This is a genomic window from Shewanella sp. 6_MG-2023 (genome assembly GCF_030547195.1).
Classification (GTDB): Bacteria; Pseudomonadota; Gammaproteobacteria; order Enterobacterales; family Shewanellaceae; genus Shewanella.
The window spans coordinates 31,532-58,521 of the sequence record NZ_JAUOQU010000020.1 but is presented as its reverse complement, the minus strand read 5'-3'; the positions used below and the strand labels follow the sequence as shown (position 1 = coordinate 58,521).

The following is a 26,990-nucleotide window of genomic DNA, read 5'->3' as shown; positions in this document are numbered from 1 at the left end:
CTATGCTAGAATTTCCTCGGACTAATATTGGTCTGCCATTTGGAGGTGTAATTCCACCTTTATGATAACCCTTATCATTATAGTATTTATCGCCATTGCAATCTCTTTTCTTTGTAGTGTATTTGAGGCGGTACTACTGTCTGTTACGCCTAGTTATATTGCCACTTTGGCTAAAACGAATCGTAAAGCTGCCGATCGGCTTAATAAACAGAAAGAAAACGTGGAATCACCACTGGTTTCTATCCTGACTCTCAACACCATTTCCCATACCGTAGGCGCAGCTGTTGCTGGTGCTCAAGCGGCAAAGGTCTTTGGCGATGAAATGCTAGGGGTATTTTCCGGGGTACTGACCTTTCTCATCTTATTTTTCTCAGAAATCATTCCTAAAACCTTAGGTGCAAACTATTGGCGTTCATTAGCGCCATCAGTGTCGCTAGTTTTAGTGTGGTTAGAGCGTATTACCAAACCACTAATCTGGATGTCTTCAAAAGTCACCAAATTAATGGGTAAAGGCGACGAAGGGCAGTATATTCGTCAAGAAATGAGTGCGATGGCCGAAATTGGGCGACAATCAGGTGAACTTGATAAACAAGAGTCTGCCATTTTAACGCAAATGTTATCGGTTAAAGAAATGCCCGTTTCAGCGATTATGACACCGCGAACCGTGATGTTTAAATTACCGGTGACTCTGACCCAAGGGCAATTTGTGCAGCAGTTTTTAGCTAAACCCTTTACCCGTATTCCTGTATATGAAGACGACCCTGATAATATTATTGGTTATGTTAACCGTAATAATATCATTCAAGCAGAACGTTACACCCAGAAAGAATCCATTGGTGTATTGAAGAAAAACCTGCTGGTTATTCCTGAAACCGCCAAGATTTTACCGATATTTGAATTGATGATTAAGCGAAATACTAAAATCGCTATGATTGTCGATGAGTATGGTTCTGGTGAAGGTATTGTCACCTTAGAAGATATTGTTGAGTCTTTACTGGGACTAGAAATTGTCGATTCAAACGATCCTGTCACCGATATGCAGCAATTAGCGCGTAAATTGTGGAGTAGCCGCATGAAGCATAAAGGCATTGTATTATCTGATGACGGTGAGTTTACCAAGCAATCTCAAACCCCACCGCAATAATACTCTAGCTTTATAGCTATAGATTTAAGGGAGCTTAAGCTCCCTTTTTAATTTAGTTAATATAACCACAGCCTTGGTTTAACGGCTATGCATTAGCAGCAACTAAAGTAAACAACGACTAAAGTAAACAGCTACAAAAATCAGTCACCCATTAAGTTCATTAAACGCCGGATCAGGAACAGCCTCCTTTTTCTGTATTAGAGTAAAAGATGCCCAATAACTATCGCCTTAGCCTTGCTCATATTAACGATACTCATTCTAATTTTGAGCCTAGCAGTGTTCAATTTTCCTTATCGGTCGAGCAACAGCATTATCACGTCAACACGAAAACAGGTGGCTACGCCCGTTTAGGCCATCAAATTGAATCAGCAAGGCAACAAGCTGCTCAACATAACCATGAGTTTTTGTTTTTGCATGGCGGCGATAGCTTTCAAGGCACCTTATATTTTAGAGAATTTCAAGGCGCGGCTAACGCGCACCTACTCAATATGCTCAAACCCGATGCTATGGTGTTAGGTAATCATGAAATAGATGCAGGTAATAGCCCAGTACTGGCTTTTTTAAATCGTATCGAATTTCCGGTGTTAGCTGGCAATATGGATCTCAGCCAAGAGTTAACCGATAAAGAAGGCCGCCTAAGTGGTCACCCTATGCTTTATGATTACGACAATCAGACCCAATGTGCCAAGGTGCTAGTTAAGCCGTTTTATGATACTCACATCGCCATTGTCGGGATTACGCTGGATCAGATGCCGCTGATTGCTCGCCCCGATCCTGATACCCATTTTATCAATGCCATTGACACGACGGCTAATACCATTGCCAGTCTGCAGCAGCAAGGCATACAGCATATTATTGTCCTCAGCCATTTAGGGCTAGATCAAGACCGAGAGTTAGCAGAAAAAGTATCTGGGATCAGCGTCATAGTTGGTGGGCACTCACATACCTTACAAGGTCAATTCGATGAACTAGGTCTTAGCCACACACCCTATGCTGAGCGGGTAAATAACACCCCTATCATCCATGCCAGTAAATACGCTGAAGTCTTAGGCTTAGCTAATATCACTTTTGATCGCTCTGGCGCCTGTATTGCCATAAATGGTAATAACTACTTTATGATTGATGATGAATTAGAAGTGCTGTTTAATCCTAAGCAAGATAATCAGCTTACTAACCTCAATACTTTGCCCACAGAGCAGCAAATAAATAGCGTAAAAACCAAGCTTATCAGCCACCCTGCTATCCGTGGTGATCAGGCCTGTGAAAGCATTCATAACACTATAATGGAGCAATACCGCCCAGCGCTAAATGCGCTAGAAGAGCAAGTGCTTGCTTACATACCCCATGATTTCATTCATACCCGTTTACCCAGTAAGCACTTTCCCCATGGCAGTGAAATTGCCCCTTGGGTTTGTAGAAGTATGTTTAAAGCCACTAAGCATTCAGGTGAAAAACTCGATTTTGCCTTACATAATGCCGGTGGCGTTCGGCAGTCATTAAATAAAGGCAGCTTATCAATGGCGGATGTATTAGGGCGGATTTTGCCTTTTGAGTTGCCATTAGTGAAATATCAAATTCAAGGCAAATACCTTTATGAAGTGCTGGAGTCGGCCATTAATGCCGCCACCAATAATGGGGTAACTGGCACTGGCGCTGGTAGCTTCCCCTACACTTATGGTATCCGCTATTTCTATGATGGCACCTTAGCGATGCATCAACGTATTACCTCCGTTGAGTTATATCAAGACGGTTTATGGTCGGCAATTGATCCTGAAAAGCTCTATATTGGGGTGTCTTCGGCCTATACCGCCTTAGGTAAAGAAGGTTATGACGCATTACTAAAAGCCCATTGGCAACAAGACTTAGATACCATGACGTTACCTGAAGCCTTTGTTGATTTTGTTACCCAGCATGGAAACTTAATCGAAAACCCATTACAGCCTAATGTTTACTATATTAGCCACAGGTAATATTGAGTTTAAATTTTGCCTTGTGTAGTAATTTAGTATTCACAAATCTGCCGCGGATCACAGACCCTGTGTGCGCTTCATGATTTAATAAACTATCTTTATGTAGATTCATGACCTGAATCATTGCAAAATTTAGCCTAATCAAATAGGGAACGTATTCATGAAAGCAAAACTGATCAAATTAGCTGCAGCAGCAACATTAGCATTAGGCGTATCATCAGCATGGGCTGCTGGTATTATGCACCAAGGTGAAGTAGTAGAAACGATGAACAGCGGTGGTTATACCTATGTTCAAGTTAAAGCAGAAGATAAAACTTTTTGGGCTGCTGGCCCACAAGTTGCGATCACTAAAGGTGACACTGTGATCATGAATGAGCAAATGTGGATGCAAGATTTCACCAGCAGCACATTAAACAAAACCTTTGATAAATTATTATTTGTTGGCAAAATCGAGAAAAAATAACTCGCTTTAGCAATAAATACCCCATAATCGGCTAATTCTCATTAGCCGATTTTTTATCTGATATCAAGCAGCCATGACTCAAACAGCGCAATATTCAATTATCACCTTCAGGCCTGCTTTTGCTCAGCAAGTCAGTGAGCTAGTTCATCAAAGTGTTCGACAAATCTCACACCGACGATACTCTCAAGCCCAGTTAGCCGCATGGTCAACTAAACCGCGCTCAGCAAAACATTGGCAATTACGGCTGACGCGATCGCAATCTTGGTTAATGCTGGCAACAAACAAAGCCGATACTTTAGCAAGTCAGCAGCCAAAGGTTATTGGGGTTATCAATGTCGAAACCCATTTTAAAAGCCGCGGTTATATTGATAGTTTGTATATCGCCCCCGCCTATCAGCAACAAGGGCTAGCATGTCAGCTTTATGAAACCTTAGAAAAGTGGGCTCTCAGCCAAGGCTACGCAGAATTGAATGTTGATGCGTCATACTTATCAAAAGCATTTTTCATCAAGCAAGGGTTTACACTGATCCAGCCAAGCTACCAAATCAGTCAACAGCAGGTGATTAATAGTTTCTATTTAAGCAAGCCGCTCACTTAAATCTTAATCCTCAGCAGCACAAGGCAAGATATCAACTGATAAAGACAAGTCTTACAAACACGTTAACCAGTGGATTTACTTTGTTAATAACGGCTGCAGCATCTGCTCTAAACCATTAAGTTTTACTTCATACATCAATGCCAATTGCTCGCCTAACTTCCCCTCAGGAAAACCTTTACTATGAAACCACACCAGGTATGGCTCGGGTAATTCCAGTAACTTTCGTCCAGCATATTTACCAAATGGCATGGTTTGGTTAATGGCTTCTAATAATAATTTTTCATTCATAGTGTCAAAGTCTTTTTGTTCAGGAGATTTAGTTAACAATAGCAATATAACATTTTGGAATAGCGATAAATACAAAAGCAAAGTTTAGTTATAGATAAGAGTCATTTACATTTAGCGGTTGGCAACACTAGCCACTTTTCTGGTCATTAATTTATCAAATAATCAACTTAAGCAATTCAATTTATTACTAAAATTCTAGTGAATAGCTCATAAGGTTAACACAGTCAAAAAATCGCCATTAGCCGCTATTTTGTCAAAAAACAAACGCCTGTCAAAGCCACTAAAACCGTCAATTTATAGCACATTGACGACCAAGTCATAGCAACATAAAGTTAATAACAAGTACAACATAAAGCGCCAACAAAAAAATCAACCTTTTATAACCAAGCGAATCAATAATGATTGACAATCCAATGGCGTTATACCACATCAGGAGATGTTTTGATGATTATCTTAGTCGGTGGTGAAAAAGGCGGTAGTGGTAAAAGCTGCTTAGCCCAAAATATCGCAGTATTTCTCGCTAAAGAAGCCACAGCCAGTATTATCATGGTCGATTGCGACCCGCAAAGAACTACATCAGATTGGATACAAGCGCGCAATAACAACCCTGAATTACCAGCAATAAATTGCGTCCAATTGTACGGAAAAATCCGTAACGACTTACTCAGTCTTGAGAAACATTATGATTATGTACTCGTTGACTGCGGCGGCCAAGACAATTTAGCCCTGCGCGCTACATTATCAGTGGCCTCTCACGCCTTAATGCCCCTAAGACCCAAGCGTAGAGACCTAAAAACGGTCAGTCACATGGATGATATTGTCGCTACCTGCAAAATGATTAATCCCACCATGAAAGCCTCTTTTGTGGTAACTCAGTGTCCAAGTTTGCCTAACCAAGCAGGTCGAATACTCGAAGCTAAAGAGGTATGTAAAACTTACGATATTAACGTGCTTGATGCGATTACTTACAGCCGAAATATTTATGACGACAGTGAAGAGTCTGGCTTGTCAGTCATTGAAATAGACCCCAATGGAAAAGCCGCGGTTGAAATCCGTAATATTGCTTGTGAATTGCTAGAAGTAAGCGATGCCAAACAGCTAATCAGGCAGCGAAATAATAACGATAATGTAACGCAATTAGGGGGAAGTTATGGGCCTGGCCGATCTGAAGAAAACCGTTACGCCATGTAGTACGCCTTTTTTGCCGCAAATGTCAGTTGATGACTTTATTGAGGCAGCAAATCTTTACGCTATGGGCAAACCACAGCAGTCGAGCGCCTGTAAAAATGCAGATTCAAACCAACAGGCGATGCAGCAACTATGGGAATTAACCACCCAAGCTGAAGCGAATGAACCCATAAATGAAAAACCTAAACCATTTAGACGGGCAACATTTACCTTAAGTGAAGCGGCAATTGAGCAATTAAACTGCTTAAGTCAAAGCAGCCAATCGGCAAAGTCAAAGTTAATTAGAATATTGATTAAACAGCATTTTTCATTATCACTTGAAGAACAACAGCAAATAGAGCAACGACTGCAAATACGTTAAATCAACTATAAAAATAAACTCCCTCCCCTTCTTTCTGGCAGCAACCTTGGTCGTTTGCCAGTTTTTTTTGTCTCAATAAAAATCAGCCACTTGAATTTGGCGCAAATTCACCCAATAACATAATGACAAGCTAATATAATCTGGGAGAGCTGAATGTTTGCAGTGTTTTTACTTGTCACCGTTGCGGTAACTGCCATCGCGTTGATTATGACTAAGTCTCAACGCACTGAAAAGCGCAGGCAACAGCTTATGACAAGGCCTTTCCCTAAAGCATGGCGGCAAATCCTTAAGCGTCGCTTACCCTATTTTCATGCATTGCCCACAGATCTGCAGCTACAACTAAAAAAGTTAATCCAGATTTTTATTGATGAAAAACAATTTGTCGGCTGTGATGGCTTCAACATTACCGACGAAGTAAGAGTGACCATTGCCGCGCAAGCCTGCTTGTTATTACTCAATCGAAAAACCAATTTTTACCCCAAGTTAAAACAAATTTTAGTGTATCCCTATGCGTTTATTGTTGAAAAAAATAACACCGACTTTGCCGGCGTATCCTCTAATGAACGTAATGTGTTACTGGGAGAGTCCTGGGGTAATGGCAAGATCATCTTGTCGTGGAAAAGTACTTTGGACGGCGCTGCAGCGCCATTTGATGGTCAAAATGTGGTTATTCATGAGTTTGCTCATCAGCTAGATCAGGAAAACGGCAATGCCAATGGCGCACCGCCATTAAAAGAGTTCACCGATTATGCCACTTGGTCAGCAACACTCGGTCGTGAGTTTAAAGCGCTGCAATATTGTGCCCAGCATCAATTACCCTCGCTGTTTAACTACTATGGTGCGACCAATCCTGCTGAGTTTTTTGCCGTCATTAGTGAAACCTTTTTCGAGAAACCGTTAGCGTTTTACCAACAGCATCAATTGCTTTATAAAGAACTGAGTCAGTTTTATCAGCTAGACCCAATCAATTGGCATTAAGATCAGCATTGAGTCATTGATTTTCGCGGCTATCATTACCAGCCAGCATTTAGCAGACAAGGAATTTTCATGCACAAAGCCATCTTAAGATTATTATTAACCACTAGTTTATGTTTAATGTCTTCTTTACCCCTAGCAGCTCAAGAGGCACTCTCTGACGAGTCAAAGCAACAAGCTAATAGCATTCTCGACCAACTACACCAAAATGCCAGCCAGGCGAACTGGGACAGTTACTTTTCGCTATATCACCAGCAAGCGGTGTTTTTAGGCACTGATGCCACAGAGCGCTGGGATATGCAACAATTTGCCGGTTATGCCAGACCTACAGATGGTTGGCATTATGAAGTCAGCTCACGCCAGCTACTGCAGTTTGATAACACCATTGTTTTTGATGAATTACTTGAAAGCGCCAGTTATGGTCTATGTCGCGGTACAGGTGCACTACAATTAACTGATGATGGCTGGAAAATTATTCAATATCATTTAAGTATTGCAGTGCCTAACGACAATGCCAAAGCCGTGGCGCAGTTGATAGGCGCAAAGAAACAAGCTAAATAACCTCTATCGATAAGTTAATATTGATTAAAAACCTAAGCCAGCAACTTAGCTACGCTGGCTTTGCTTACTTGAGCGCTTAAGCCAAACAATCGATTAGTTTCTCAAGATATGAGTTTAACGAGCTATCAGTCAAAAAAGTCCATAAGCAAAAGAATACAGCAACAAAACTCCCCCCTATTAGTGTCTATGTTATTTACTCTAGCATTAGGTGCCTTCGATAATGACTCACTAATCCTTTAGCCGCTTTGGATTGATATTAATCAATAACATAACTAGAAGGTTTAACTGAATCAGCTGTGATTTCGCTATAAATTTTAAGCAAAAAAAAACGGCTCATAAGAGCCGCAACACAAGCAAATGGTTGAAAACTTACTGGGTAGGAAGTAAAAATCCTCGCATTAAGAACGACAACTAGCTTGCGCTAAAATTCCAAATACTGGATAAAACCCGATGTAGCCTGTAGGTGAACTACATCGGGGGACATCAGCTGCATGGCAGCTAAACTGTTACAGAAGTGGTATTAAAACAGCTCTTCTTCGGTAAAGCCGGTCAATGCCCTCACTGAAGATTAACCGCCTTGAATACAGCTTGTCACTTGGTCAAAGTAACCTGTGCCCACTTCTTGTTGATGCGACACGAATCTATAACCTTTCTCAGCCGTTATAAATTAAACTTTTGTAATACGTCTACTGAATTTAAGCTGTTAATAACTCATAACCCGGTAGTGTTAAGAAATCGACCAACTCATCAGAGGTGGTAATTTCCTCAAACAGACTGGCCGCTTTAGTAAACTGACCACTGGTAAACCTTTGCTGCCCTAGCTCTTGCTCGACATTAATTAGCTCTTCAGCCAGCATGGTTTTGAATAAGTCTTTAGTGACTAACTTGCCATTAGAAAGTGACTTTTCATGTTGGATCCACTGCCAGATCGAGGTGCGTGAGATTTCTGCTGTAGCGGCATCTTCCATCAATCCGTAGATAGGAACGCAACCATTACCTTGGATCCACGCTTCGATATATTGCACTGCGATACGAATGTTTAAACGCATGCCCGCTTCGGTACGTTCACCATCACAAGGTGTCAGCAGCTCTTCGGCTAATATCGGTGCATCGACATCACGGGTAATGTGCAACTGGTTAGTTCCGGCGCCAATATAATCATTGAAAATCGCCATGGCGGTATCGGCTAAACCAGGGTGTGCCACCCAAGTACCGTCATGTCCATTACGCGCTTCAAGCTCTTTATCACCTTTTACTTTTTGCAAAATAATTTCATTTTCTTCGGCTGTTTTAGCCGGAATTAATGCTGCCATGCCGCCCATAGCTAATGCGCCACGCTTGTGACAGGTTTTAATCAGTAGACGTGAATAAGCACTTAAAAAAGGCGTATCCATAGTGACTGCTTGGCGATCTGGTAAAACACGGTCAGCATGTTTGTTCAAGGTTTTGATATAGCTGAAAATGTAATCCCAGCGGCCACAATTTAATGCCACAATATTTGAACGTAGTTCATATAAAATCTCGTCCATTTCGAATACTGCCGGCAGCGTTTCAATTAGGCAGGTACATTTTATTGTGCCTGGCTTTAAACAAAAACGTTCTTCAACGAATGCGAACACTTTTGCCCACCAGCGCGCTTCAACATGACTTTCAAGCTTAGGAAGATAAAAGTAAGGGCCGCTGCCATTAGCTAATAATTGATGGTAGTTGTGATAAAAATACATCGCGAAGTCGAACAGACCACCTGGAATAGACTCGCCCTTGAACTCAACGTGCTTTTCTTTAAGGTGTAATCCACGTACTCGACAGATAAGTACTGCAGGATCTTCATCTAAACTGTAATGTTTGCCTGTTGCCTCAGCAGTAAAGCTAATATCGCCTCGCACTGCATCACGTAAGTTAATTTGACCTTGAACGACTTTTTCCCAGCTTGGTGCTAGTGAGTCTTCAAAATCTGCCATGAATACTTTTACGTTGGCATTCAGCGCATTAATAATCATTTTGCGATCTACGGGGCCAGTAATTTCAACTCTACGGTCAGTAAGATCTTCAGGTATCCCTCTAATCGCCCACTCACCATCTCGAATAGCGCGGGTTTCAGGTAAGAAGCCAGGTAATTGACCATCATCAATGCGTTGCTGCTTTAATTTTCGCTGTGATAGCAACTCAGGAACTTCAGCAGCAAAAGCACCACATAAACTAGCCAATAATGACAGTGAGCCATCATTGAAGATAACCTCTTGGCCAGGGACTTCTGGGCCAATCAAAGCAAGCTCTGAGCTTGTTGGTAAATCAGTTTCAGCACTTGGCTGTGATTTAGCATATTTAGCCATTAGTTGTTCTGCTGTCATATTTAGCCCCTTGAGCAATAATTCGTTTTTAAAAGTTAAATGGTGGTCAGTAAGCGTATTTATCTGTACACCTCTATCAGTGTTTATAAACAGACAACTTACTTCCACATATCTAAAAACAAACCCTGCTACTTTTTAACCATCAAATGTTTGTTTCGTACTAAAACCTAACCAGAAACGTTTGCATTTGCAACAACCAAATAACATCCTCAACAAGCCAAACAGCAACCCAACAATTGGTAACATCAACAGCAAAAACACAACAAGACACTGATTTAAAACAGATAAAAATTAAAACAACATTTAATTGGTTTTAGTTGGTAACTTGTCCAACCAATTTACCAACAGCACAAAAAGGTAATTACACAAGTACTTTAATTACATGTCGCAAATAATTATGTACAGCCTTAAGGCAGTTTTCTACTAAAGTAGAAATAGCATTTTGTTTTGAACATACCCTGAGGTAAAGCCATTAAAATAATTAAAATCATTGAGTTATAATATGCTTAACCACAGCCAAATTTAAACAACTGTTTTAATTTGACGTTTACGTAAACAAAATAGGCCGTATAGAATATATACTCTAGACTGGTGGAGTTGTAACCGGATCAACATCACAAAAGTTATTGGTTTAGTCGAAAAAAAATGCATCTTTTTTTATAAAAAGTTAAAAACAGTCACAATTTAAAGCATTTTTGCACTAAGGAAGGTCAAAGCTTGCAAATACAGAAGCCATATTGGTGCAGATAAAAACGCCCAAAGCAGGTAGCTATGATAAATAAACCACTTTATTTCGACCTTCAGATTTTGCTTTATATAAGGCTGTATCTGCACGGTTAATGATGGGATCAAGGCTTAGATCATCTGCCGTTATTTGGCTAACCCCAAAACTTGCGGTAATTGTAAATTGATGACCAGAAAAACGAGTATCAATCGACTCAATATCAAATCGTATTTTTTTCGCTAACTCAACTGCTAATTCAATTGTGGTAAAAGGCATAAAAATAGCAAACTCTTCACCACCCATTCGACTGACGATATCTGTACTACGGGTATTCGCCGTTATCACCTCAGCAACCTTTTTCAGTGCCCAATCCCCAGTGCCGTGGCCAAAGGTGTCGTTAATCTGTTTAAAAAAGTCTAAATCAATCACTATAACGCTATATTGTCCGCCACGGGCAAGCACTTGGACAAATTCATCTTCGGCTTTTTCTTCGCCAGTACCACGATTTAACAAGCCGGTGAGTAAATCAATTTGAGCTTGTTTACGAAATTGATTTCTTTGCATCCATGCGGTGGCAAGCAACAAACTCAAAAATGCTACCGTGCCCGTCAAGACGGTAGAAAACATAAACGAAGCGCTTTTTTCGTTATTCATAATGCTGCGCTCTTTCGCTAGCATTTCTTGATCTTGTGCCAGTTTATTTAACTGGCGAGTCTTTTCTGCATTATCGAATTTTGCAACTTGGTATGCCGTTTCTTTGACCTTTTTATCATTAATTAACAGCATCCCTATGGCATGGGCTTGCACATGATATTGATAAGCAACTTTAAATTGACCACGTTTACTGGCCACCATTGAAAGCACATTATAAGCACGCTGCTTAGCCTTATAATTATTAGGCTCGTTAGTCAGTTTATCGACCAATTCGGCATACTCAACCGCCTGTTGAAATTGTTGTAACTGAAAATAAACTTCACTTAAATAAGCGTAAATATTATTAATTTCTAACTCAAAATTAAACGGTTGATAAGCTGCTAACGCTTTAAGAAATAACACTTCTGCGGTTTGATAATGATGGTGTTCAAACTCAACTATAGCCTTGCTTTTAATGGCCATAGCTACAATTAACGGGAAATTATTTTGCTGACAATAATCTTGGGTATCTGCAAATAATTGTAATTGTTCTAGATAAGGGATTTGGTTCAATGATAATTGCGCGGCAGATGTCAGTACCATGGCATAGCAATGGGATTTGCTATCTTGGCCTTTATTTAACATAAAAACAATCTTCGAAAGCCTAAGTACCTCGTCATATTTATCTAAATCTAGATAGGTATTCATTAGCCTGACATAGGAACTGATTTTAATCGAGTTATCTTGAAAGCTGTCAATGCGTGCTAGGCTTTTCTCCAGTAGGCTAAAAGCATCTTCATAGCGCTTTAAAGGAATACTAGCAGAAATTTTATAAGCATAAATATTCGTTAATTGCTCATCGTTCGGGTTGAGTAATAGAGTCTTATCTAAAGTCTGTAAGGCACTTTCATATTTTCCGGCAAGAATAAGCCGTACCGACTCAAAAATATAAAGCCTTATTTTTTGCGCTCGACTTAGACTATCAAACAAACCAAACAGTTCATTAATGCTGGCGCTAGAGGTATCAATATCTTTAAGTATTGATACATCTAGCAGATCTAATTTTTGGTCAATATCGTCAGCGCTGACGTCATCGGCACTCACTGCTGCGCAGAAAATGAATAACGTGGAGCAAAGTAACCGATTAAGCGCTTTTAGCATGAGGCTAAGATTACGATAAGTGATGGACGAGTAAAATTGATTTCAGTTCAACATCACCCACCAAGGATTTAACTTGCGCCATATCCCCTGACATCACAGCGTCAATGTCTTTATCTGATAAACCATTGGCCTGCATAACGCCGCGAGGATCTTTCTTATAAGCCTCTAACAACTTGGCATCTGAGCTTAATTGAGTAAAAAACTCGGTTAAATTTGACATGTTATTTCCTTATTTGTCTTCAAGGTTGTTATCACTATTGATTAGTACAGCTATCAAGCGCGGTTATTGTCCACAATAACCCGTATTCTGTTAACCAATATCATTGGCATTAATCCCTAATTTTTTCATCATCAGCTGATTTAACTTCAGCGGCATTGAAGGTGGGATTAATAAAGTACTGATCATACTTAATGGCGCAAACGGCAAATCCTTTAAAGGAATTTGGTCAATTCTTGGAGATTGAATTGGCAAGTTTGCCGCTTCATATATAATAACTTGGTGATCAAGTGGGTACCATTGGCTTAAGTGATCAACCAAAATCTCCAAGCGGTGTTGATCAGTACTAAACTCGGTCAAAGTATGCTCACCAGCCAAAGCGATTTGCCATAATAGCAAGTAAGTCGCAGGATCTGGATGATGCTGGTAAAGCATAAATTGTGTTGCTTCAAAGCTTTGATGACCATTAGAGCCGGGGTCAATGCCTAAATCTGCCCACAAACATGCTTCAGCGGAAATACCCGGCAGCATATTCGCCTCATAGCCTTCGTTAACCGCTTGCTTAATGGCTAAATGAGATACACAAGAAAATACCCCAGGGTGACCATATAAGGCTACCACCACCAGCTTATCCTGACGAACTTGCTGCAAAATCGCCTCAACCATCTCAGCATAGCTGTCGCGGCGATTCTTCACTTCACCCTCTTGAGCATAATGGCACTGTAATGAGATATGATTGCCATTTAAGCTTTCAAGCCAACGGTTAGCAAAACCATCGGGCACAATAGAAAATACAATATCTGCATTCTCAATATAACTTTGACTTAATTTACTGATATGGCCGGCAAGTTGCAGTCCCGTCCCTACAAAAACTAAACGTCCAGTCTCACCCGGTTCAACTCTTGTTAATGACATTGTGCTCAATTTTTTTCAAAAAAAGGTTAAGAGTTTTCTGCACTAAATGCCCTAGCATTACCATGGCGGCACACGGCATTTAAAAATAACTCCAGTTACTATCAAACTTATATAAATAGCAGCGCTATTACCACCTCTTTTAAACATTTACACAACATATTTAGCGCCAATAAAATCATCATTGGTCAAATTTGGGGAACTAACTGAGTCACTAATGAGTCATAACCGTCATTGAAGTAGTAATGAAGTATCAATAGCCACTTGTCAGCATAGGGAAGCCTTGGGTATGATGGCGTCAGATTTTTAGGAAATAGCGCAGACAATGATAAATAAAAAACAAAGTCTTACCCTTTTAGGCGCCGTTGCGCTTTCTGTATCACTAAGTGCATGTAGCGTTTTTGACTACTTAATTTACAAGCCAGATATACCGCAAGGTAACTACATGGAGTTACAGCAAGTTGAAAAACTGCGTATCGACATGACTAAAGAGCAGGCTGAATACATCTTAGGTCGCCCAGTGTTGCGTGATAGTTTCGCAGACAATATTTGGTATTACGTTTATCACTTTAAAAGTGGCCGTAACGCTAAAGTGACTCATAAAGAACTTATTTTATACTTTGATGGCGACTTACTCACCAAAGTTGAAGGCGACTATGAACTCAGTGATGACTTTAATACGCCTTTAAACGAAGGGGCATTGCCAACAGTGTCAGCCCCAGTTGTTGCACCATTACTACCTGAGCAAGAACCTAAAGCGATGAGGGGCGATATTCACCCACTTGTTGAAGAAGAGCGCTTAGAAACTGAAAATGATGTACCGCAGCAAGATGAGCAGTAATGAAAAACAGATTTAAGCAATAAAAATAAAAACGGAGAGAATGTTTCATTCTCTCCGTTTTTATTTATGTAATAGCAGTAATACATGACCGCTTTTAGTTCAAATCAGTTAACTTTTGCACCCGTTATCTTATTGCTGCGGCCTTCTTCTTTGGCTTTTTCAGCACGCTTGCGACGCACATCTTTAGGATCTGCAATTAATGGCCGATATATTTCTATTCGTTGACCGGACACCAATACTTCATCATGCTTGACCTGACGGCTAAACACCCCTAGCTTCACCTTGGCTAAATCAATTTCTGGAAAAAAGCTGACAATATTGCTTTGCTTTACCGCCTCAATAAATGTGGTGCCAGGCAGCACATTCACGCTAATAATTTTTTGCTGAGTCGGCAGCGCATAAATCACATCCACCGCAAATGTTTCAACATCATTTGTCATTGTAAATCACCTTGGCTCTTTCAGTGAATGCCGTCACCATTGAATTCATCAGATCTTTAAACACTTTGCCAAAGGCCAAATCAGCTAATGGATTTGAAAAATCGAAATTTAAATCAAATTCAACTTTACAGGCATCGTCCGTTAACTCGGTAAAGCGCCATAAACCGTCTAAATGTTTAAAAGGGCCATTCTCAAGCCTTAACTCAATCGTTTTACCTGGCACCACTTGGTTACGAGTGGTGAAGGTTTTACGGATCCCAGCTTTAGAGACATCAACCGACGCCACCATAGTTTGTCCATCAAACTCCAGCACTTTCCCACCCACACAGCCGGGTAAAAATGCATGATATGACTCCACATCATTAACCAGATCATACATCTGCATTGCACTAAATCGAACCAGTACACTTTTTGAAATTTTTGGCATGAAAAACAACACTCATATTAACAATGAGTCGATTTTAACATGCTCCCAAGAAAACGCATCCATTACAGCTTGATGAATGTACTCGCATCTTTAAGCCGTTTGGGTATAATCCACAGATTAGTTTTCTCTCTCCCCCATCTCTGCCACACGTCAACGAGTAAGCAGAGTTTTTAAATGGGATAACAGCGGGTATCACACGCGATTATGGTAAAAAAGAATTCAAAAAAATCAAAGAATCCGCCCGCTACGATTACACGTAATAAGCGCGCCACCTTTGAATTTAAAATCGAAGAAAAAGTCGAAGCCGGTTTAGAGCTTCAAGGCTGGGAAGTAAAATCTTTGCGTATGGGTAAAGTGACCCTCGCAGATTGCTACGTTTTTATTAAAAACGGTGAAGCCTTTATGCATGGCTGTACCATTCAGCCACTTAACACTGCAACCACCCATGTAGTTTGCGACCCAGTGCGTACTAAAAAGCTGTTATTAAAGCGCAGTGAAATTGATAAACTTGAAGGCTTAATTGAGCGTCAAGGCTACACCTTAGTGCCATTGTCACTTTACTGGCGCAAAAGCGCTTGGGTAAAGGTGGAAATAGGACTCGGTAAAGGTAAAAAAGATCACGATAAACGCCAAGACACTAAAGAACGTGAGTGGAAAGTTGAACAATCTCGAGTAATGAAGAAGTCGAGACTGGACGGATAATGAACAAACGATTGTAACTGTGGTCAAATACATTAGGTATTTTAGTATTTACCCGATACAATCAACAAACTTTGGGGGCGATTCTGGATTCGACAGGATTCACGAAACCCTGGGAGCATGTCGAGGGGCGGTTGGCCTCGTAAAAAGCCGCACTGTTATAGTTGCTAACGACTCTAACTACTCTCTAGCAGCTTAGGCTAGCTAGCCATCTTACCCACGTCTCTCAAATGGGCAGGGATTCAAGATGGTCATATTACATTTGATAGCGAGGGAACTCCGTCCGAGGGTGAACCGCGAAATAGTATCGGACTCGCCAATTGCAATCCTGTCTTTCGGAGTGTACTTGGTTAACCAAAAGAGAGACTAAACATGTAGCGCCTTGGATGTAGGCTTTCTGGACGCGGGTTCAAATCCCGCCGCCTCCACCAAATTCTAAAAGGGCTTAACCGCAAGGTTAAGCCCTTTTTCTTTGGCTAGTTCAAACAACTTTTATCAATCCCAATCAATAACTTTCTCGATTCCAATGAGGCGGTGGCAACTGAACTGCCGGCCATAAAAAAACCTGCACTTGGCAGGTTTTTATCAAACTCAATTAAAAAGCGATTTAGTTTTGCTTTCTAACAAACTTTGATTTGAGCATCATTTGGCCGTGACCATCAACTTTACAGTCAATATCATGGTCAGCATCAACAAAACGTTTGATAACCGCTTTAGTACCAACTTTAAGCACTAATGAAGAACCTTTTACTTTAAGGTCTTTAATCAGCGTCACTTTGTCTTCTTCTGCAAGTAGGTTACCTACTGCATCTTTTAGGATGATTGCATCTGGATCAACGATTTCTTCGTTTGGGTTCCATTCATGAGCACATTCTGGACAAACTAGTTGTGAGCCATCTTCGTATACGTAGGCTGATTCACATTTTGGACATGGTGGGATATTGCTCATGGTGAGTTCTCTTTAAATGAATGATTGTCTGCCTTTAAGTGGCTTAAATAGCACTTTTATTGCAGAAACAGATAGCGGTTATTATACGCAAAATAAGCTATATCTGCTAGACAGCTTATTTGCTGAGCTTCACAAATTAGCACCTTGATGTGAGACTGAACTGGCCAAGGTGTTATTTTTCATACAAGTGTGTTAAACATGTTACATCAGTTATTTTAAGCCCAAACTCTGGCCTCATAAGGGCTTGCGATCATTGGTGATTTTTCCGAACACTGTTTAAGGCATTTTTTATACTGCTATTTGTTGACCTCTGTGAAATTGCAGCTCATATTGCTTACCAAAGGCTAAGTAATATAGTCATCTGTAGTTACTTTTTTAAGATACAAGGTCGTGTCTGTGAGTATAGTTGCTCATTATTTACATAAATGGAAAATGAGGCTGGGCATTTTGGTTGCACTAGTCTGTTTGTGGCCGATTCAAACTTGGCTAATTAATGCAATGACTACAGATGCGTTAAGCCCTTATCGCATCACGCTAACCTTGCCGCTCTCTGACGCCCTCAATCAAGATTATGGTCTTAGCCCTGATGCTAAAGTGAATAAGGTTTTTGTCAGTGGCAGTTTTTCTGACTGGTATAGTGACGACCCTTATTATCAAATGCAGCAAGTCTCTGCTAACCAGTGGCAATATGATCTTTCCATTCATCCCGGTGACATTGAATATAAACTGGTGCTGCATCTCGATGGACAGCCGACACCGATTTGGATTTTAGACCCGAATACCCCTAACACAGCCAGTAACCCTTGGGGTGATACCAACTCTGTGTTACACGTGTTTGACTGGCCCAAGATTGCCACCACAGTGCAGCTATTTACTCTATCGATTGTGGGGGCATTTTTACTATTTTGTGTATTAGAGCCTTTTTTATATTGGTTACTGCATTTAAAAATGCCCTTTCACCGTAAACTGATGATCAGCAACATGTTGATCCTTATTTGTGTACAAGTGGTGTTTTTTGGCTATCAACTGCATCAAAGCCGCCAATTGATAAAGCTTTCGGTTAGTGACACCTTGCATAACATGCACTTACTGCTAGCCAGTGAACAAATTGATTTTGACAACATAGCAAGCCAGCAACAACAAATCTCAGCGACCATTGAGCGTTTTTTTTCTCAAGCGACTACCCGCATCGATAAAAAACAAAACAGCTTATTTCAAATTACCTTGTCTGATTTTGCGGTGCTGGATAAAAACGGCCAATTAGTCAGTTTGCATCACCGCCGTCAGAATGAAACCATCCAACAAGATAGAGCCTCAAAACTTGGCTTTGCTAGCTCTGAAGATTACTTTATGAAGGGCTTATGGGCGCAATTAATTCCCAAGGCACAACAACAAGCGCTTACTGGGCAATTACAGGTAAAAAAACGCCCACGTAATATGCGTAAAATAGAAACCTCCCGTACCCAACAAGCTGAATGGGTACTAGGTTTTAGCCAGTTGATGCAGCCTATTGTCTACCGAGGTCAATTAAAAGGCTTTTATGGTGCGTCGATTCAAGTAAAGCTTTATGGCACTGAACTATTAAATATACTGTTTTTTCAGTTGTTGCTTTTGCTGGGGCTGATTGCTGTCGCTAGCTGGTTGTTTATGCGCGTCGGTAAAATTGTCACCAAAGACATTCTAATACTGACCAGTTGGACCCAAAGAATCGTTAAGGGTAATTTAAACCAAAAACTTTACATAAATAGCCAAGATGAAATTCAACAACTGGCCGAAGACTTCGAATTAATGCGTCAGTCCTTGGTCACCAGTTTTAATAAAATTGAGCAGCAAAATACTAATCTGTATACCGAGGCTTATTTTAATAATCTTACAGGCTTGCCTAACCGCAAAAAGCTTTACGCAGATTTAGCAGGCAAAACTGCGCACTCTTTAATTGCCTTTAACATTAATCAGTTTGGCCAAATAAATGATTTTTACGGGGTAAAAACTGGCGATGCGACTATCAAAGTTATTGCCAAGCGGATCGTCGCTGCCGCTAGTCAGCACACGGTTTACAAAACCGGCGCTAACGAGTTTGTCGTCACCCTTAGCAATCAAGTTGAAGATCTGCACTTACAACAACTAGCAGAAGCCATTATTGATGATGTCACTCAACATGCCATCACCATAGATGGCAACGAGGTATATGTTAACCTCAGCGCCGGTGGAGCCCACTGTATTGATAGTAATTACTCACAACTGCATCAACATGCTGATTTAGCCAGAAGAATTGCCCTTAAACAGTTTCAGCGTTATCAGCTGTTTTCTTTATCAATGGTCAACCCACAAGCTTTTGAACACAACATGCAGCAAAGCCGTATGTTGGCGCTGGCAATACAAAATGATGCCGTAGTGCCCTTTGTACAATTAATCCAGCCACTGGATGGCAATAGCGCCCCGAAATTTGAATGTTTAATGCGAATAAAACAAGCTGATGGCGATTATTTAACGCCTGCAATGTTTATGAAAACCGCCGTGCAATCGCGTATTTACCCACTATTGATGCAGAGTATGCTAACAAAATCTTTTGCATTATTTCATCTACAGCCCTACGAGTTTTCAGTCAATATCTCTATCGATGATATTGCCCTACCTGAACAAGTGAATCAGCTGCTTAATTTACTGAAGCAATACTCTGGGGTGGCGCAAAGATTAACCTTTGAATTACTTGAAAGTGATGAGATCACCAACTACCAATTAGTAAAAGACTTCATTGCAAAAGTAAAACCTTTTGGCTGTAAAATAGCCATTGATGACTTTGGAGCTGGTTATTCTAACTTTAGTCATTTACTCAGCTTAGATGTGGATATCATTAAGATTGATGGCTCGCTTATCCGTCACCTAGATCATGATAAAAAAGCCCAACATTTAGTTGAAACCGTATCTGAGTTTGCTCGCAAAATGCATATTCAAACCGTGGCTGAATTTGTGGATTCTGACAAGGTGCTAAATATGGTCAAGCACTACCAAATTGATTACGCCCAAGGCTATTTACTGGGTAAACCCCAGCCAACAATTGAGGCAGCATTAGGCTTACCGCGCCCAGTAAAAAAACAGCTGACAAATAGCGTTATTGAGCCAGTATTTAGTTAACCCTCAGCACTATCTGCAAGCACTAATCACTAATCACTAATCACTAAGGAGTTAGGAGTTAGGAGTTAGGAGTTAGGAGTTAGAAGTAAGTGCTAATCACTAACAAAAAATACCGCTACTCAGTTGCGGTATGTTGTCACTCACCAAGCCGGCTCAATCAGCGATGAGCTGTGTTTTTATGAGTCTGGTTGCAATTAAACTCGCTCAGACAACATGGCATCAGATTAGTGTGAAACACAAAACCGTGGCCATTAAATAAAACTAGGGCGACTAAATATAGTCGCCCTAGTTTTATTTAATGATGTTAGTTGCTGTTTGATTATAAAAAATTAGTTAGTTACCAATCATTTTTTGTTGAGAATAAACTCGCTCGCCCAAGGTGTTAAGCACTGTGCACTCACCATCAAGCACGGCAATAATCGACTTACCCTCTCGAAACTCATCGGGCAATATTACCCTTCCAGCGGCACTGACATGCAACCCTTTCAGTACAGTGTTATTCATAGATAGACCTGCCGGAGCATCATAAAATAATACCGTTACTGTCGCTTTATTATCTTTATCAACTGTGGCTAACGGCTGCGTTACTTCTGTCATAAGTTCACTCTCATCCTTATAAAGCGGCTAACATGACTATTAGTTCCCTTATGATAAGTCTAGTCATGAATTATTGATTTATCGAGAAACTGAACAACATATTACTTACAAAGGTATTGTTAATTTGACCTAGCTCACTGCTTAATGATGATTTTGTTCAAAAATTAGGGGGAATTTTAATATCTACAGCGGTCATTTTTGTGCTGCTGGCAAGAAAATGAGCAAAAACCAGTAAAATTAACATTGAAACAGATACAGCCCCTAAACAGTTGCGATAATTTTTGCTAGAATCATCGACAATTTTTCGATATAAGACTGAGATTAAGATGGGAAGAGCATACCAAAACCGCAAAGAATCTATGGCTAAAACCGCTGGCCAAAAAACGCGTTTATACTCGCGCTACGGTAAAGAGATATATGTTTCAGCTAAAAATGGTGGTGTTGATCCTGACGGTAACTTAGCATTACGCAGCTTAATTGCACGAGCGAAAAAAGACCAAGTACCGACTCATGTTATCGAACGTGCTATTGAAAAAGCCAAAGGCGGTGGCGGTGAAGATTATGATACCGCGCGTTATGAAGGTTTTGGCCCTGGTGGATGTTCAGTCATCGTAGATTGCTTAACTGACAATGTGAAACGTACTTTCACTGAAGTGCGTCAAGCTTTCGTTAAAAATGATGCTAAGTTAGGTGGACCTGGTACTGTTGCTCACAGTTTTGACCACCAAGCCGTATTTGTATTTCCTGGTGATGACGATGAAGCCGTTTTAGAATTGCTGATGATGGCTGATGTGGACGTGACTGATGTTGAGTTAGAAGATGGCATGATCAGCGTTTTCTCACCAATCACTGAATACAATAAAGTCCGTGTGGCATTAACTGAAGATAATGCAGACATCGAATTTGAAGTTGAACATATCACATTTGTACCTCAGGCCATGACCGAAGTGACCGGTGAAGATGTTGAAACCTTCGATAAATTTATTGCTGCTTTAGAAGACTGTGATGACGTACAAAACGTTTATCACAATGCTGAGATTAACGACTAACAGCAACAGCTCTTACGCCAGCCCTAAAGCGGATGAGCCCAATAAAAACGCAGTCAATAGACTGCGTTTTTTTATGGCTTACCTTTGTAGCTAAAATAAGGGCAAGTCGCTTATTTTAATTCCATTTCTTGAACTTTTTCATAAGCTATTTCAGGTGCTGTAACCTCGGGCTTCTGATGTAAATCTGCTTTTAATTGTCCTTTTCGATGCTTGAGTGCGGCATCAAGTTTTTTACCTGCTTGGGTAAGTGCTGGGTACATAACGGGATCTGACGCTTTGGCAGCGATTCGGCTACCTTCATAGTTCGTGGTAATTTCTACTTCAAACTCGCCGTGCTCTTTTGAAATAATAATATCGAGTGATATTAGCGTTGGGAAATGACTGGCTATTTTAGTGAATTTTTGATTGACGTGTTCTTTTACAGTATCAGTAACATCGACATGGTGACCCGAAAGATTTATTTTCATAGATAAATATCCTTTAATAATATAGCGACGCTATATACTTCACTTTCTTTAAGCAATTTTATTCTTACACCAGTATATTTGAGGACTTGTGTCCTAGAACTCAAGGGAAGTTGGATAAATTTTTGTTAACATTACAAAAATTTCTCACTACCACCTCATACTAGTGTTAATTATTTTGTTTGCAGCGATTCATTTGTCTTACAACTTCAGTATAGACATAAAATTAAAACAAAATCTGCAACTTTTGTCGTGTTTGCACTTTATTTGTGCATTTAGCTGTTTTTTAAGAAAATTAACCTTCAAAATAGTTTAAAAATCAGCCAAAAAAGCTAAATTAAGGCACAGTTCAAGCGTCCATGGCCTCAAGTTAATCTATGACTAAAAGTGATAATTCACGCTTTACACTCACTTTTAAGCACTGGAGTGGATTTCATAAAAAACCCAGCATAAGCTGGGTTTTGTTATATCGGTCATTTGAGATAAGTTTATCGTTAAAGTCAGTTAACTTTGGTTACCGACAAAGTGGGAGAGCTCGCACTGGGGCCAGTTACCGTAAATCGATATGTGCCAGCATCTGCAGCATTAAAATTCATATTAGCCCCTTTGGATGCCAATGACTGCATTTCACCTTCTAACACCGTTTCTTCGCCAGCAATAGCACCAAAATCAACAGTAGACCAATCTGCAGTAGCAATCTTAAATTCATGATTGCCCGCCTCTAAAGCGATATCAACATGGTAAACCGAAGAACCTTGGTAAGTTAGTGCATCAACTTCACCCCAGCCATTCATTCCGCCACGAATATACACAGTATTAGTGCCAAACATTTCTGTTTTATTGACAGTTAGCATTGGCTCTAAACGATTACTCATATTAAAAGTAAAAGTGTACATTTCTTCAGTTTCAAAGTTGAGACTCATATTCGTCCCTGCAACCGCTAACGCTTTGGCAGTATCTAAGGTCACTGCACCATTATCATCTATACTGCCGTAATCAACTGTAGACCAATCACTTGAGGCAACTTTAAATTCATGGTTTGCTGCTGATACCAATATTTCTGCTTGGTAAATACTGCCACCCATGTAAACCAATTCATTGGTTTCGCCCCAACCATTCATGCCGCCACGAACATAAACACTAGTGCCAACGAAAGGCTCTTCGTTGTATACGGTTAGCACTGGGTTATCTTTATCTGCTGCATTAAGTGAGAACACATAAGTCCCATCAAGTGTTGCGGTAAAGCTTAAATTTGCGCCCGCTCTAGCAAGTGGCTCAGCTACGTCTTCATCAACTCCCGCTTCGGCATCTGACACGCCGCCAAAGTCCACAGTGCTCCAATCACTGGATGCCACTTTAAAGTCATAGCCACCCGCGGCTAAAGTAATTGCAACGCGATATTCACCACTACCAATATAGGTAAAGCTATCCACTTCACCCCAGCCATTCATGCCACCACGAACAAATACTTCAGTGCTGCCATATGGCACAACATCTGGCGCACCCGCTGTAGCATTAGCACTTAAACCTGCACCTTGTGTATCACCTTGGTTTTTCACAAACACTGCTGTGGTATAAGCCGGTACAGTAAACGTGCCCTCTTCAGTCCCCTCACTAAAGTTGGCACTTTGCACTGTGGTGTCAATCGACATAGATAAACTTGGATGCAAACTAAACCCAGATGCAGTCGGCACTGTATGAGACTGCTCACTTTCACTGCCGTTGATCATCACCACCATGGCATCAACTGAAGGGTCTATATCAGTTAAATCAGCACCATCATCAATACTCATCACAATTACGCCCTGAGTTTGATTCTTGCCAATATTATGGAAACCAACACGGTCAATAATGTCTTGCTCAGTCGTTAAACGCAGTAGTGGGCTCGTTTTACGTATAGATAAAAACTCATTAAAGACGTTAGAAGCAAACTCAATTTCAGACATAGAGGCAGCTGAATTAGGATTACCCGCAAGCGCAATAATTTGCTCCATTTTGGCAGCATTATCTTGCTCTAACGGTAAGCCGACATTCCAGTTATTACTGCCTTTAGTAAAGTCGACCCAGTTAAACCAATCGCCGGAATCATAAGTATTTCGGTCTAATGATTTCGAGCGCAACATGTCGCCACCCATTTGTAAAAATGGAATACCTTGGCTCATTAATGGAATCGTAGCAGCAATATTTTGCACTCGTACGCGGCTATCTAACGATAAACCAATATCATTTGAATACTGTAAAATATCCCATAAGGTTTCGTTATCATGCTTTGATACATAGTTAATACTGTCTGCAGGATCTAAGGTGTAAGCTGTTGGCTGTGAGTTCCAGCTAAAGCTACTCCCTGTGGCAGTATTGCCGTTAAAGTCTTTTAAGACGTAGTTTTGTAAGTTACCTGCCATTGATAAGCGCAGCGTATCTTGGTCACGCAAATAATCATCTTTTTGCTCAGAAGCAAATAAAGCCCCCCCTCGAACGGCCTCACGAATACGGTCATTAAAGGTACCGACTTCACTGCCTGCCATATTGGCTTGAGTGGCCTGTTCAAACAATCGATTATCGGCGACTTCACCAAAGTTCCAACCTTCACCATAGAAGTAGTTATCAGCATCAACCGCTTGAACGGCATCACGGGCAGCTAAAATACTGCTCTTAGGCATATGACCCATCACGTCGAATCGGAAACCATCAAAACCATATTGCTCAGCTAAAATCACCATTGAATCAGAGACAAACTTATCCATCATTCGATGTTCAGTGGCGGTATTATCACAACAGGTGGATGATTCAATGTTACCGCTAATTTCGTTATAACGGTGGTAATAACCTGGCACGACTTTATCGAGCACTGAGTTATCCCAAAGCCCAGATGAACTGGTATGGTTATACACCACATCTAACACGACTCTTAGCCCTAACTCATGTAAAGCTAAGTTCATTTCACGTAACTCTCTAACTCGAGCAATGCCATCGGCATCGCTAGCATAACTGCCTTCTGAGGCAATAAAATGCTGAGGGTCATACCCCCAGTTAAAGCTGTCATAGCCGCGCATAGCTTCAACTAATGCTTGGGCATCTTTTGAGCCTGGTAATGCTCCTGCTAGGATTGATTCAATTGTGGCTGATTTATCTTGGGTAACACAGGCATCTGCACTGTCTTCAATCTTGTCACACAAGGTGCCTAAAGTGTCTGTGATATCAACTCGCTCTGCCGGATCTTCATTAACAGTAGCGATATCATTGACAGGCAATAAATGAAAATGAGTCACGCCACTTTCAGCTAATTTACGTAGATGCTCAACAGGTGCACTACCCGCTTCAGTAAAGGCTAAATACTTACCTCGGTTTTCTGCGCTAGTGCTTTCATCGCGAGCACTAAAATCACGAACATGACCTTCGTAAATCACGATATCTTCAGGATTGGCAACCGTCATGACTTCGTGGTCATCCCAACCATCAGGTTTTAAGTCATCATCACTTAAGTTAATAAATTGACTATAGCGGCCATTGGTTGACACATTCAGAGAATAAGGGTCCGTTGATTCAAGTGTTTCAATGGCTTTAGTTACAGGATGGAAAACAATGAGTTCGTAACGGTAATACATTCTGTCTAAGCTCATATCACCGCTAAATGACCAAATCCCCGTTTCAGCATCTAAGGTCATCGACTCAGTACGGGTTAAGTTTTTAGCTGCATCATAAACTTTCAAATTCACTGTTTGAGCTGTTGGTGCCCAGACTTTCGCCATGATGTTACTGCCATCATAGATTATGCCTAAGTCAGCTTCATCAGCATCATTCTCACCAGCGGTGTACAGTGCATCAAGTACTTTAGCGGCTTGAACATGAGTTGCTGCAACAGGTTTGTCGTCGCCATCATAAGCCACCATAACCAACTGATTTTTAGCAATAGACTTAGCTTCTTCTGTAGTAAAATTCGCTTCATAAGCAGGCCAATCCGCTAAATGCGGTACTAAGGCTTTTTGCGCATCAGTTAGCTCACTGCTCATAACTTCAACTTGTGTGCCACTGATATTGCCATCATTGTCAGCTGCAATTCCTGCAATATCAGAATGATGAATAACAAATTTTGCGATTCCGTCCGCTGACTGATTCCATACAAAAGTATTTTGATCGAGCCAATGAGCACTTGCCCCCTCAATAGAGAAACCGACATCCAATATAGGGAAGTTATAGACATCAGGAGTGCCATCAATGGTAAAATTAGCCCGATCAAATTGAGCCTCTATTGCAGTAGAATCTTCATAAGCCTTGAGGTTAACCGACAAATCACCTGCAGATAACGCCTTGGTATCACCATCATGGATAATAAATTGGGCACACTCTGAGTACCCTTCTTTAAGATTAAGGATCCAATAAGCACCGTAGTTTTCATCAACACCATCAAACAGGTGGCCATTACTCCATTCTGTGGAGTCAAACGGTGGGGCATAGCTATTACAGGCATCGTTATTCCAAGTATGGAGCCTGTATGCCGAATAATTCGGATTCGTTTCGGTGTTATTATTATCCTTCAAGCGGTTGTAATATAGAACAGCTTGATTTTCACCAGCTAAAACCACAGGTAAAGGTAAACTGTCGTTATAACCAACAATACAAGCTTCATTTTTGGCATCAGGGAAAGTCGGTGCTTTACACACTTTTGCTGGCGGAGCCACACATTCAGTGCCTGTAGAGTTGGGAATGTTTGGCGAACTACAAGTCAATAATACCTCACCAGGTTCTGATGATTCACTACCACAGCCTGTCAATGCAGTGATACTAGCTGCAACCGCAGTCAATTTTATTATTTTAGAAATACTCATCATGAGTGGGCTCTCCC

General features: G+C 40.8%; 23 protein-coding genes and 1 other RNA gene. 13 read left to right on the top strand and 11 right to left on the bottom strand.

Annotated features, from left to right (window positions below; genetic code table 11):
* Positions 1 to 61: 61 nt before the first annotated feature.
* The 4 genes from Q4533_RS12785 to Q4533_RS12770 all read left to right on the top strand — a co-directional run bounded on the left by Q4533_RS12785 (position 62) and on the right by Q4533_RS12770 (position 4,175).
* Entirely contained in the window at positions 62 to 1,144 is a 1,083-nt protein-coding gene (locus Q4533_RS12785) for a CNNM domain-containing protein (protein ID WP_102440593.1), read from the top strand.
* A 209-nt stretch (positions 1,145 to 1,353) separates the two neighbouring features.
* On the top strand, positions 1,354 to 3,114 hold the full coding sequence (locus tag Q4533_RS12780) for a bifunctional UDP-sugar hydrolase/5'-nucleotidase (protein ID WP_102440594.1): 1,761 nt from the start codon (positions 1,354 to 1,356) through the stop codon (positions 3,112 to 3,114).
* A gap of 160 nt (positions 3,115 to 3,274) precedes the next feature.
* Complete coding sequence (locus Q4533_RS12775) at positions 3,275 to 3,577, top strand: NrfJ (protein ID WP_102440595.1); 303 nt, start codon at positions 3,275 to 3,277, stop codon at positions 3,575 to 3,577.
* Positions 3,578 to 3,650: 73 nt separating this feature from the next.
* Complete coding sequence (locus Q4533_RS12770) at positions 3,651 to 4,175, top strand: GNAT family N-acetyltransferase (protein ID WP_102440596.1); 525 nt, start codon at positions 3,651 to 3,653, stop codon at positions 4,173 to 4,175.
* A gap of 75 nt (positions 4,176 to 4,250) precedes the next feature.
* Here the strand turns inward: Q4533_RS12770 and Q4533_RS12765 are convergent, their stop codons facing one another.
* On the bottom strand, positions 4,251 to 4,463 hold the full coding sequence (locus Q4533_RS12765; protein ID WP_102440597.1) for a DUF3820 family protein: 213 nt from the start codon (positions 4,461 to 4,463) through the stop codon (positions 4,251 to 4,253).
* A 444-nt stretch (positions 4,464 to 4,907) separates the two neighbouring features.
* Between Q4533_RS12765 and Q4533_RS12760 the strand changes: the two genes are divergently transcribed.
* The 4 genes from Q4533_RS12760 to Q4533_RS12745 all read left to right on the top strand — a co-directional run bounded on the left by Q4533_RS12760 (position 4,908) and on the right by Q4533_RS12745 (position 7,548).
* Positions 4,908 to 5,654 (top strand): AAA family ATPase, encoded by a 747-nt coding sequence (locus Q4533_RS12760; RefSeq protein WP_076542673.1) that lies wholly within the window; start codon positions 4,908 to 4,910, stop codon positions 5,652 to 5,654.
* Positions 5,614 to 6,012 (top strand): CopG family transcriptional regulator, encoded by a 399-nt coding sequence (locus tag Q4533_RS12755; RefSeq protein ID WP_133126441.1) that lies wholly within the window; start codon positions 5,614 to 5,616, stop codon positions 6,010 to 6,012. The genes Q4533_RS12760 and Q4533_RS12755 overlap by 41 nt, the downstream gene beginning before the upstream one ends.
* A gap of 153 nt (positions 6,013 to 6,165) precedes the next feature.
* Positions 6,166 to 6,990, top strand: coding sequence for a zinc-dependent peptidase (locus Q4533_RS12750; RefSeq protein WP_102477205.1), 825 nt, complete (start codon positions 6,166 to 6,168; stop codon positions 6,988 to 6,990).
* A gap of 69 nt (positions 6,991 to 7,059) precedes the next feature.
* Complete coding sequence (locus Q4533_RS12745) at positions 7,060 to 7,548, top strand: nuclear transport factor 2 family protein (protein WP_102440600.1); 489 nt, start codon at positions 7,060 to 7,062, stop codon at positions 7,546 to 7,548.
* 695 nt (positions 7,549 to 8,243) lie between these two features.
* On the opposite strand, the gene aceB is transcribed toward Q4533_RS12745, so the two are convergent.
* The 4 genes from aceB to Q4533_RS12725 form a co-directional block, all read right to left on the bottom strand.
* Positions 8,244 to 9,881, bottom strand: coding sequence for a malate synthase A (aceB, locus tag Q4533_RS12740; protein ID WP_102440609.1), 1,638 nt, complete (start codon positions 9,879 to 9,881; stop codon positions 8,244 to 8,246).
* A gap of 787 nt (positions 9,882 to 10,668) precedes the next feature.
* Complete coding sequence (locus tag Q4533_RS12735; protein WP_303502860.1) at positions 10,669 to 12,417, bottom strand: GGDEF domain-containing protein; 1,749 nt, start codon at positions 12,415 to 12,417, stop codon at positions 10,669 to 10,671.
* A gap of 10 nt (positions 12,418 to 12,427) precedes the next feature.
* Entirely contained in the window at positions 12,428 to 12,637 is a 210-nt protein-coding gene (locus Q4533_RS12730; RefSeq protein WP_102477204.1) for a hypothetical protein, read from the bottom strand.
* Positions 12,638 to 12,727: 90 nt separating this feature from the next.
* The gene (locus Q4533_RS12725) at positions 12,728 to 13,549 is read right to left on the bottom strand and encodes an SAM-dependent methyltransferase (protein ID WP_102520548.1); all 822 of its coding nucleotides are present in this window, start codon (positions 13,547 to 13,549) and stop codon (positions 12,728 to 12,730) included.
* A gap of 322 nt (positions 13,550 to 13,871) precedes the next feature.
* Here Q4533_RS12725 and Q4533_RS12720 point away from each other — a divergent pair, with 322 nt between their 5' ends.
* Positions 13,872 to 14,387, top strand: a complete 516-nt coding sequence (locus Q4533_RS12720; RefSeq protein WP_102440603.1) for an outer membrane protein assembly factor BamE — start codon at positions 13,872 to 13,874, stop codon at positions 14,385 to 14,387.
* Between the two features lie 104 nt (positions 14,388 to 14,491).
* On the opposite strand, the gene Q4533_RS12715 is transcribed toward Q4533_RS12720, so the two are convergent.
* On the bottom strand, positions 14,492 to 14,827 hold the full coding sequence (locus Q4533_RS12715; RefSeq protein WP_102440492.1) for an RnfH family protein: 336 nt from the start codon (positions 14,825 to 14,827) through the stop codon (positions 14,492 to 14,494).
* The gene (locus Q4533_RS12710; protein WP_102440491.1) at positions 14,817 to 15,254 is read right to left on the bottom strand and encodes a type II toxin-antitoxin system RatA family toxin; all 438 of its coding nucleotides are present in this window, start codon (positions 15,252 to 15,254) and stop codon (positions 14,817 to 14,819) included. Before Q4533_RS12710 ends, Q4533_RS12715 begins: the two co-directional genes overlap by 11 nt.
* 204 nt (positions 15,255 to 15,458) lie before the next feature.
* Here Q4533_RS12710 and smpB point away from each other — a divergent pair, with 204 nt between their 5' ends.
* Positions 15,459 to 15,956 (top strand): SsrA-binding protein SmpB, encoded by a 498-nt coding sequence (gene smpB / locus Q4533_RS12705; protein ID WP_076542647.1) that lies wholly within the window; start codon positions 15,459 to 15,461, stop codon positions 15,954 to 15,956.
* A 73-nt stretch (positions 15,957 to 16,029) separates the two neighbouring features.
* Positions 16,030 to 16,384: a transfer-messenger RNA gene (ssrA, locus tag Q4533_RS12700) on the top strand.
* A 176-nt stretch (positions 16,385 to 16,560) separates the two neighbouring features.
* Here the strand turns inward: ssrA and Q4533_RS12695 are convergent.
* Entirely contained in the window at positions 16,561 to 16,902 is a 342-nt protein-coding gene (locus Q4533_RS12695) for a zinc ribbon domain-containing protein YjdM (RefSeq protein ID WP_076542642.1), read from the bottom strand.
* A 498-nt stretch (positions 16,903 to 17,400) separates the two neighbouring features.
* Here Q4533_RS12695 and Q4533_RS12690 point away from each other — a divergent pair, with 498 nt between their 5' ends.
* Positions 17,401 to 20,037 (top strand): EAL domain-containing protein, encoded by a 2,637-nt coding sequence (locus Q4533_RS12690; protein ID WP_303502859.1) that lies wholly within the window; start codon positions 17,401 to 17,403, stop codon positions 20,035 to 20,037.
* A 333-nt stretch (positions 20,038 to 20,370) separates the two neighbouring features.
* Here Q4533_RS12690 and Q4533_RS12685 read toward each other — a convergent pair whose 3' ends face one another.
* The gene (locus Q4533_RS12685; protein ID WP_102438134.1) at positions 20,371 to 20,634 is read right to left on the bottom strand and encodes a TIGR02922 family protein; all 264 of its coding nucleotides are present in this window, start codon (positions 20,632 to 20,634) and stop codon (positions 20,371 to 20,373) included.
* Positions 20,635 to 20,960: 326 nt separating this feature from the next.
* Between Q4533_RS12685 and Q4533_RS12680 the strand changes: the two genes are divergently transcribed.
* Positions 20,961 to 21,683: a YebC/PmpR family DNA-binding transcriptional regulator gene (locus tag Q4533_RS12680; RefSeq protein ID WP_102438132.1), complete on the top strand. Its 723-nt coding sequence runs from the start codon at positions 20,961 to 20,963 to the stop codon at positions 21,681 to 21,683.
* Positions 21,684 to 21,793: 110 nt separating this feature from the next.
* Here the strand turns inward: Q4533_RS12680 and raiA are convergent, their stop codons facing one another.
* Positions 21,794 to 22,150 carry a ribosome-associated translation inhibitor RaiA gene (gene raiA / locus Q4533_RS12675; RefSeq protein ID WP_102477203.1) on the bottom strand — a complete coding sequence of 119 codons (357 nt, stop codon included), beginning with the start codon at positions 22,148 to 22,150 and terminating at the stop codon, positions 21,794 to 21,796.
* Between the two features lie 497 nt (positions 22,151 to 22,647).
* Positions 22,648 to 26,976, bottom strand: a complete 4,329-nt coding sequence (locus tag Q4533_RS12670) for an alpha-1,6-glucosidase domain-containing protein (protein ID WP_303502858.1) — start codon at positions 26,974 to 26,976, stop codon at positions 22,648 to 22,650.
* Between the last annotated feature and the right edge of the window lie 14 nt (positions 26,977 to 26,990).

What these genes read in the sequence shown, in the direction of transcription:
- Q4533_RS12685 (WP_102438134.1), bottom strand. Translation starts at nt 20,634, where the DNA reads ATGACAGAAGTAACGCAGCCGTTAGCCACAGTTGATAAAGATAATAAA.
- Q4533_RS12670 (WP_303502858.1), bottom strand. Translation starts at nt 26,976, where the DNA reads ATGATGAGTATTTCTAAAATAATAAAATTGACTGCGGTTGCAGCTAGT.
- aceB (WP_102440609.1), bottom strand. Translation starts at nt 9,881, where the DNA reads ATGGCTAAATATGCTAAATCACAGCCAAGTGCTGAAACTGATTTACCA.
- Q4533_RS12745 (WP_102440600.1), top strand. Translation starts at nt 7,060, where the DNA reads ATGCACAAAGCCATCTTAAGATTATTATTAACCACTAGTTTATGTTTA.
- Q4533_RS12775 (WP_102440595.1), top strand. Translation starts at nt 3,275, where the DNA reads ATGAAAGCAAAACTGATCAAATTAGCTGCAGCAGCAACATTAGCATTA.
- raiA (WP_102477203.1), bottom strand. Translation starts at nt 22,150, where the DNA reads ATGAAAATAAATCTTTCGGGTCACCATGTCGATGTTACTGATACTGTA.
- Q4533_RS12715 (WP_102440492.1), bottom strand. Translation starts at nt 14,827, where the DNA reads ATGACAAATGATGTTGAAACATTTGCGGTGGATGTGATTTATGCGCTG.
- Q4533_RS12720 (WP_102440603.1), top strand. Translation starts at nt 13,872, where the DNA reads ATGATAAATAAAAAACAAAGTCTTACCCTTTTAGGCGCCGTTGCGCTT.
- Q4533_RS12755 (WP_133126441.1), top strand. Translation starts at nt 5,614, where the DNA reads ATGGGCCTGGCCGATCTGAAGAAAACCGTTACGCCATGTAGTACGCCT.
- Q4533_RS12750 (WP_102477205.1), top strand. Translation starts at nt 6,166, where the DNA reads ATGTTTGCAGTGTTTTTACTTGTCACCGTTGCGGTAACTGCCATCGCG.
- Q4533_RS12725 (WP_102520548.1), bottom strand. Translation starts at nt 13,549, where the DNA reads ATGTCATTAACAAGAGTTGAACCGGGTGAGACTGGACGTTTAGTTTTT.
- Q4533_RS12780 (WP_102440594.1), top strand. Translation starts at nt 1,354, where the DNA reads ATGCCCAATAACTATCGCCTTAGCCTTGCTCATATTAACGATACTCAT.
- smpB (WP_076542647.1), top strand. Translation starts at nt 15,459, where the DNA reads ATGGTAAAAAAGAATTCAAAAAAATCAAAGAATCCGCCCGCTACGATT.
- Q4533_RS12680 (WP_102438132.1), top strand. Translation starts at nt 20,961, where the DNA reads ATGGGAAGAGCATACCAAAACCGCAAAGAATCTATGGCTAAAACCGCT.
- Q4533_RS12760 (WP_076542673.1), top strand. Translation starts at nt 4,908, where the DNA reads ATGATTATCTTAGTCGGTGGTGAAAAAGGCGGTAGTGGTAAAAGCTGC.
- Q4533_RS12695 (WP_076542642.1), bottom strand. Translation starts at nt 16,902, where the DNA reads ATGAGCAATATCCCACCATGTCCAAAATGTGAATCAGCCTACGTATAC.
- Q4533_RS12770 (WP_102440596.1), top strand. Translation starts at nt 3,651, where the DNA reads ATGACTCAAACAGCGCAATATTCAATTATCACCTTCAGGCCTGCTTTT.
- Q4533_RS12710 (WP_102440491.1), bottom strand. Translation starts at nt 15,254, where the DNA reads ATGCCAAAAATTTCAAAAAGTGTACTGGTTCGATTTAGTGCAATGCAG.
- Q4533_RS12765 (WP_102440597.1), bottom strand. Translation starts at nt 4,463, where the DNA reads ATGAATGAAAAATTATTATTAGAAGCCATTAACCAAACCATGCCATTT.
- Q4533_RS12785 (WP_102440593.1), top strand. Translation starts at nt 62, where the DNA reads ATGATAACCCTTATCATTATAGTATTTATCGCCATTGCAATCTCTTTT.
- Q4533_RS12730 (WP_102477204.1), bottom strand. Translation starts at nt 12,637, where the DNA reads ATGTCAAATTTAACCGAGTTTTTTACTCAATTAAGCTCAGATGCCAAG.
- Q4533_RS12690 (WP_303502859.1), top strand. Translation starts at nt 17,401, where the DNA reads ATGACTACAGATGCGTTAAGCCCTTATCGCATCACGCTAACCTTGCCG.
- Q4533_RS12735 (WP_303502860.1), bottom strand. Translation starts at nt 12,417, where the DNA reads ATGCTAAAAGCGCTTAATCGGTTACTTTGCTCCACGTTATTCATTTTC.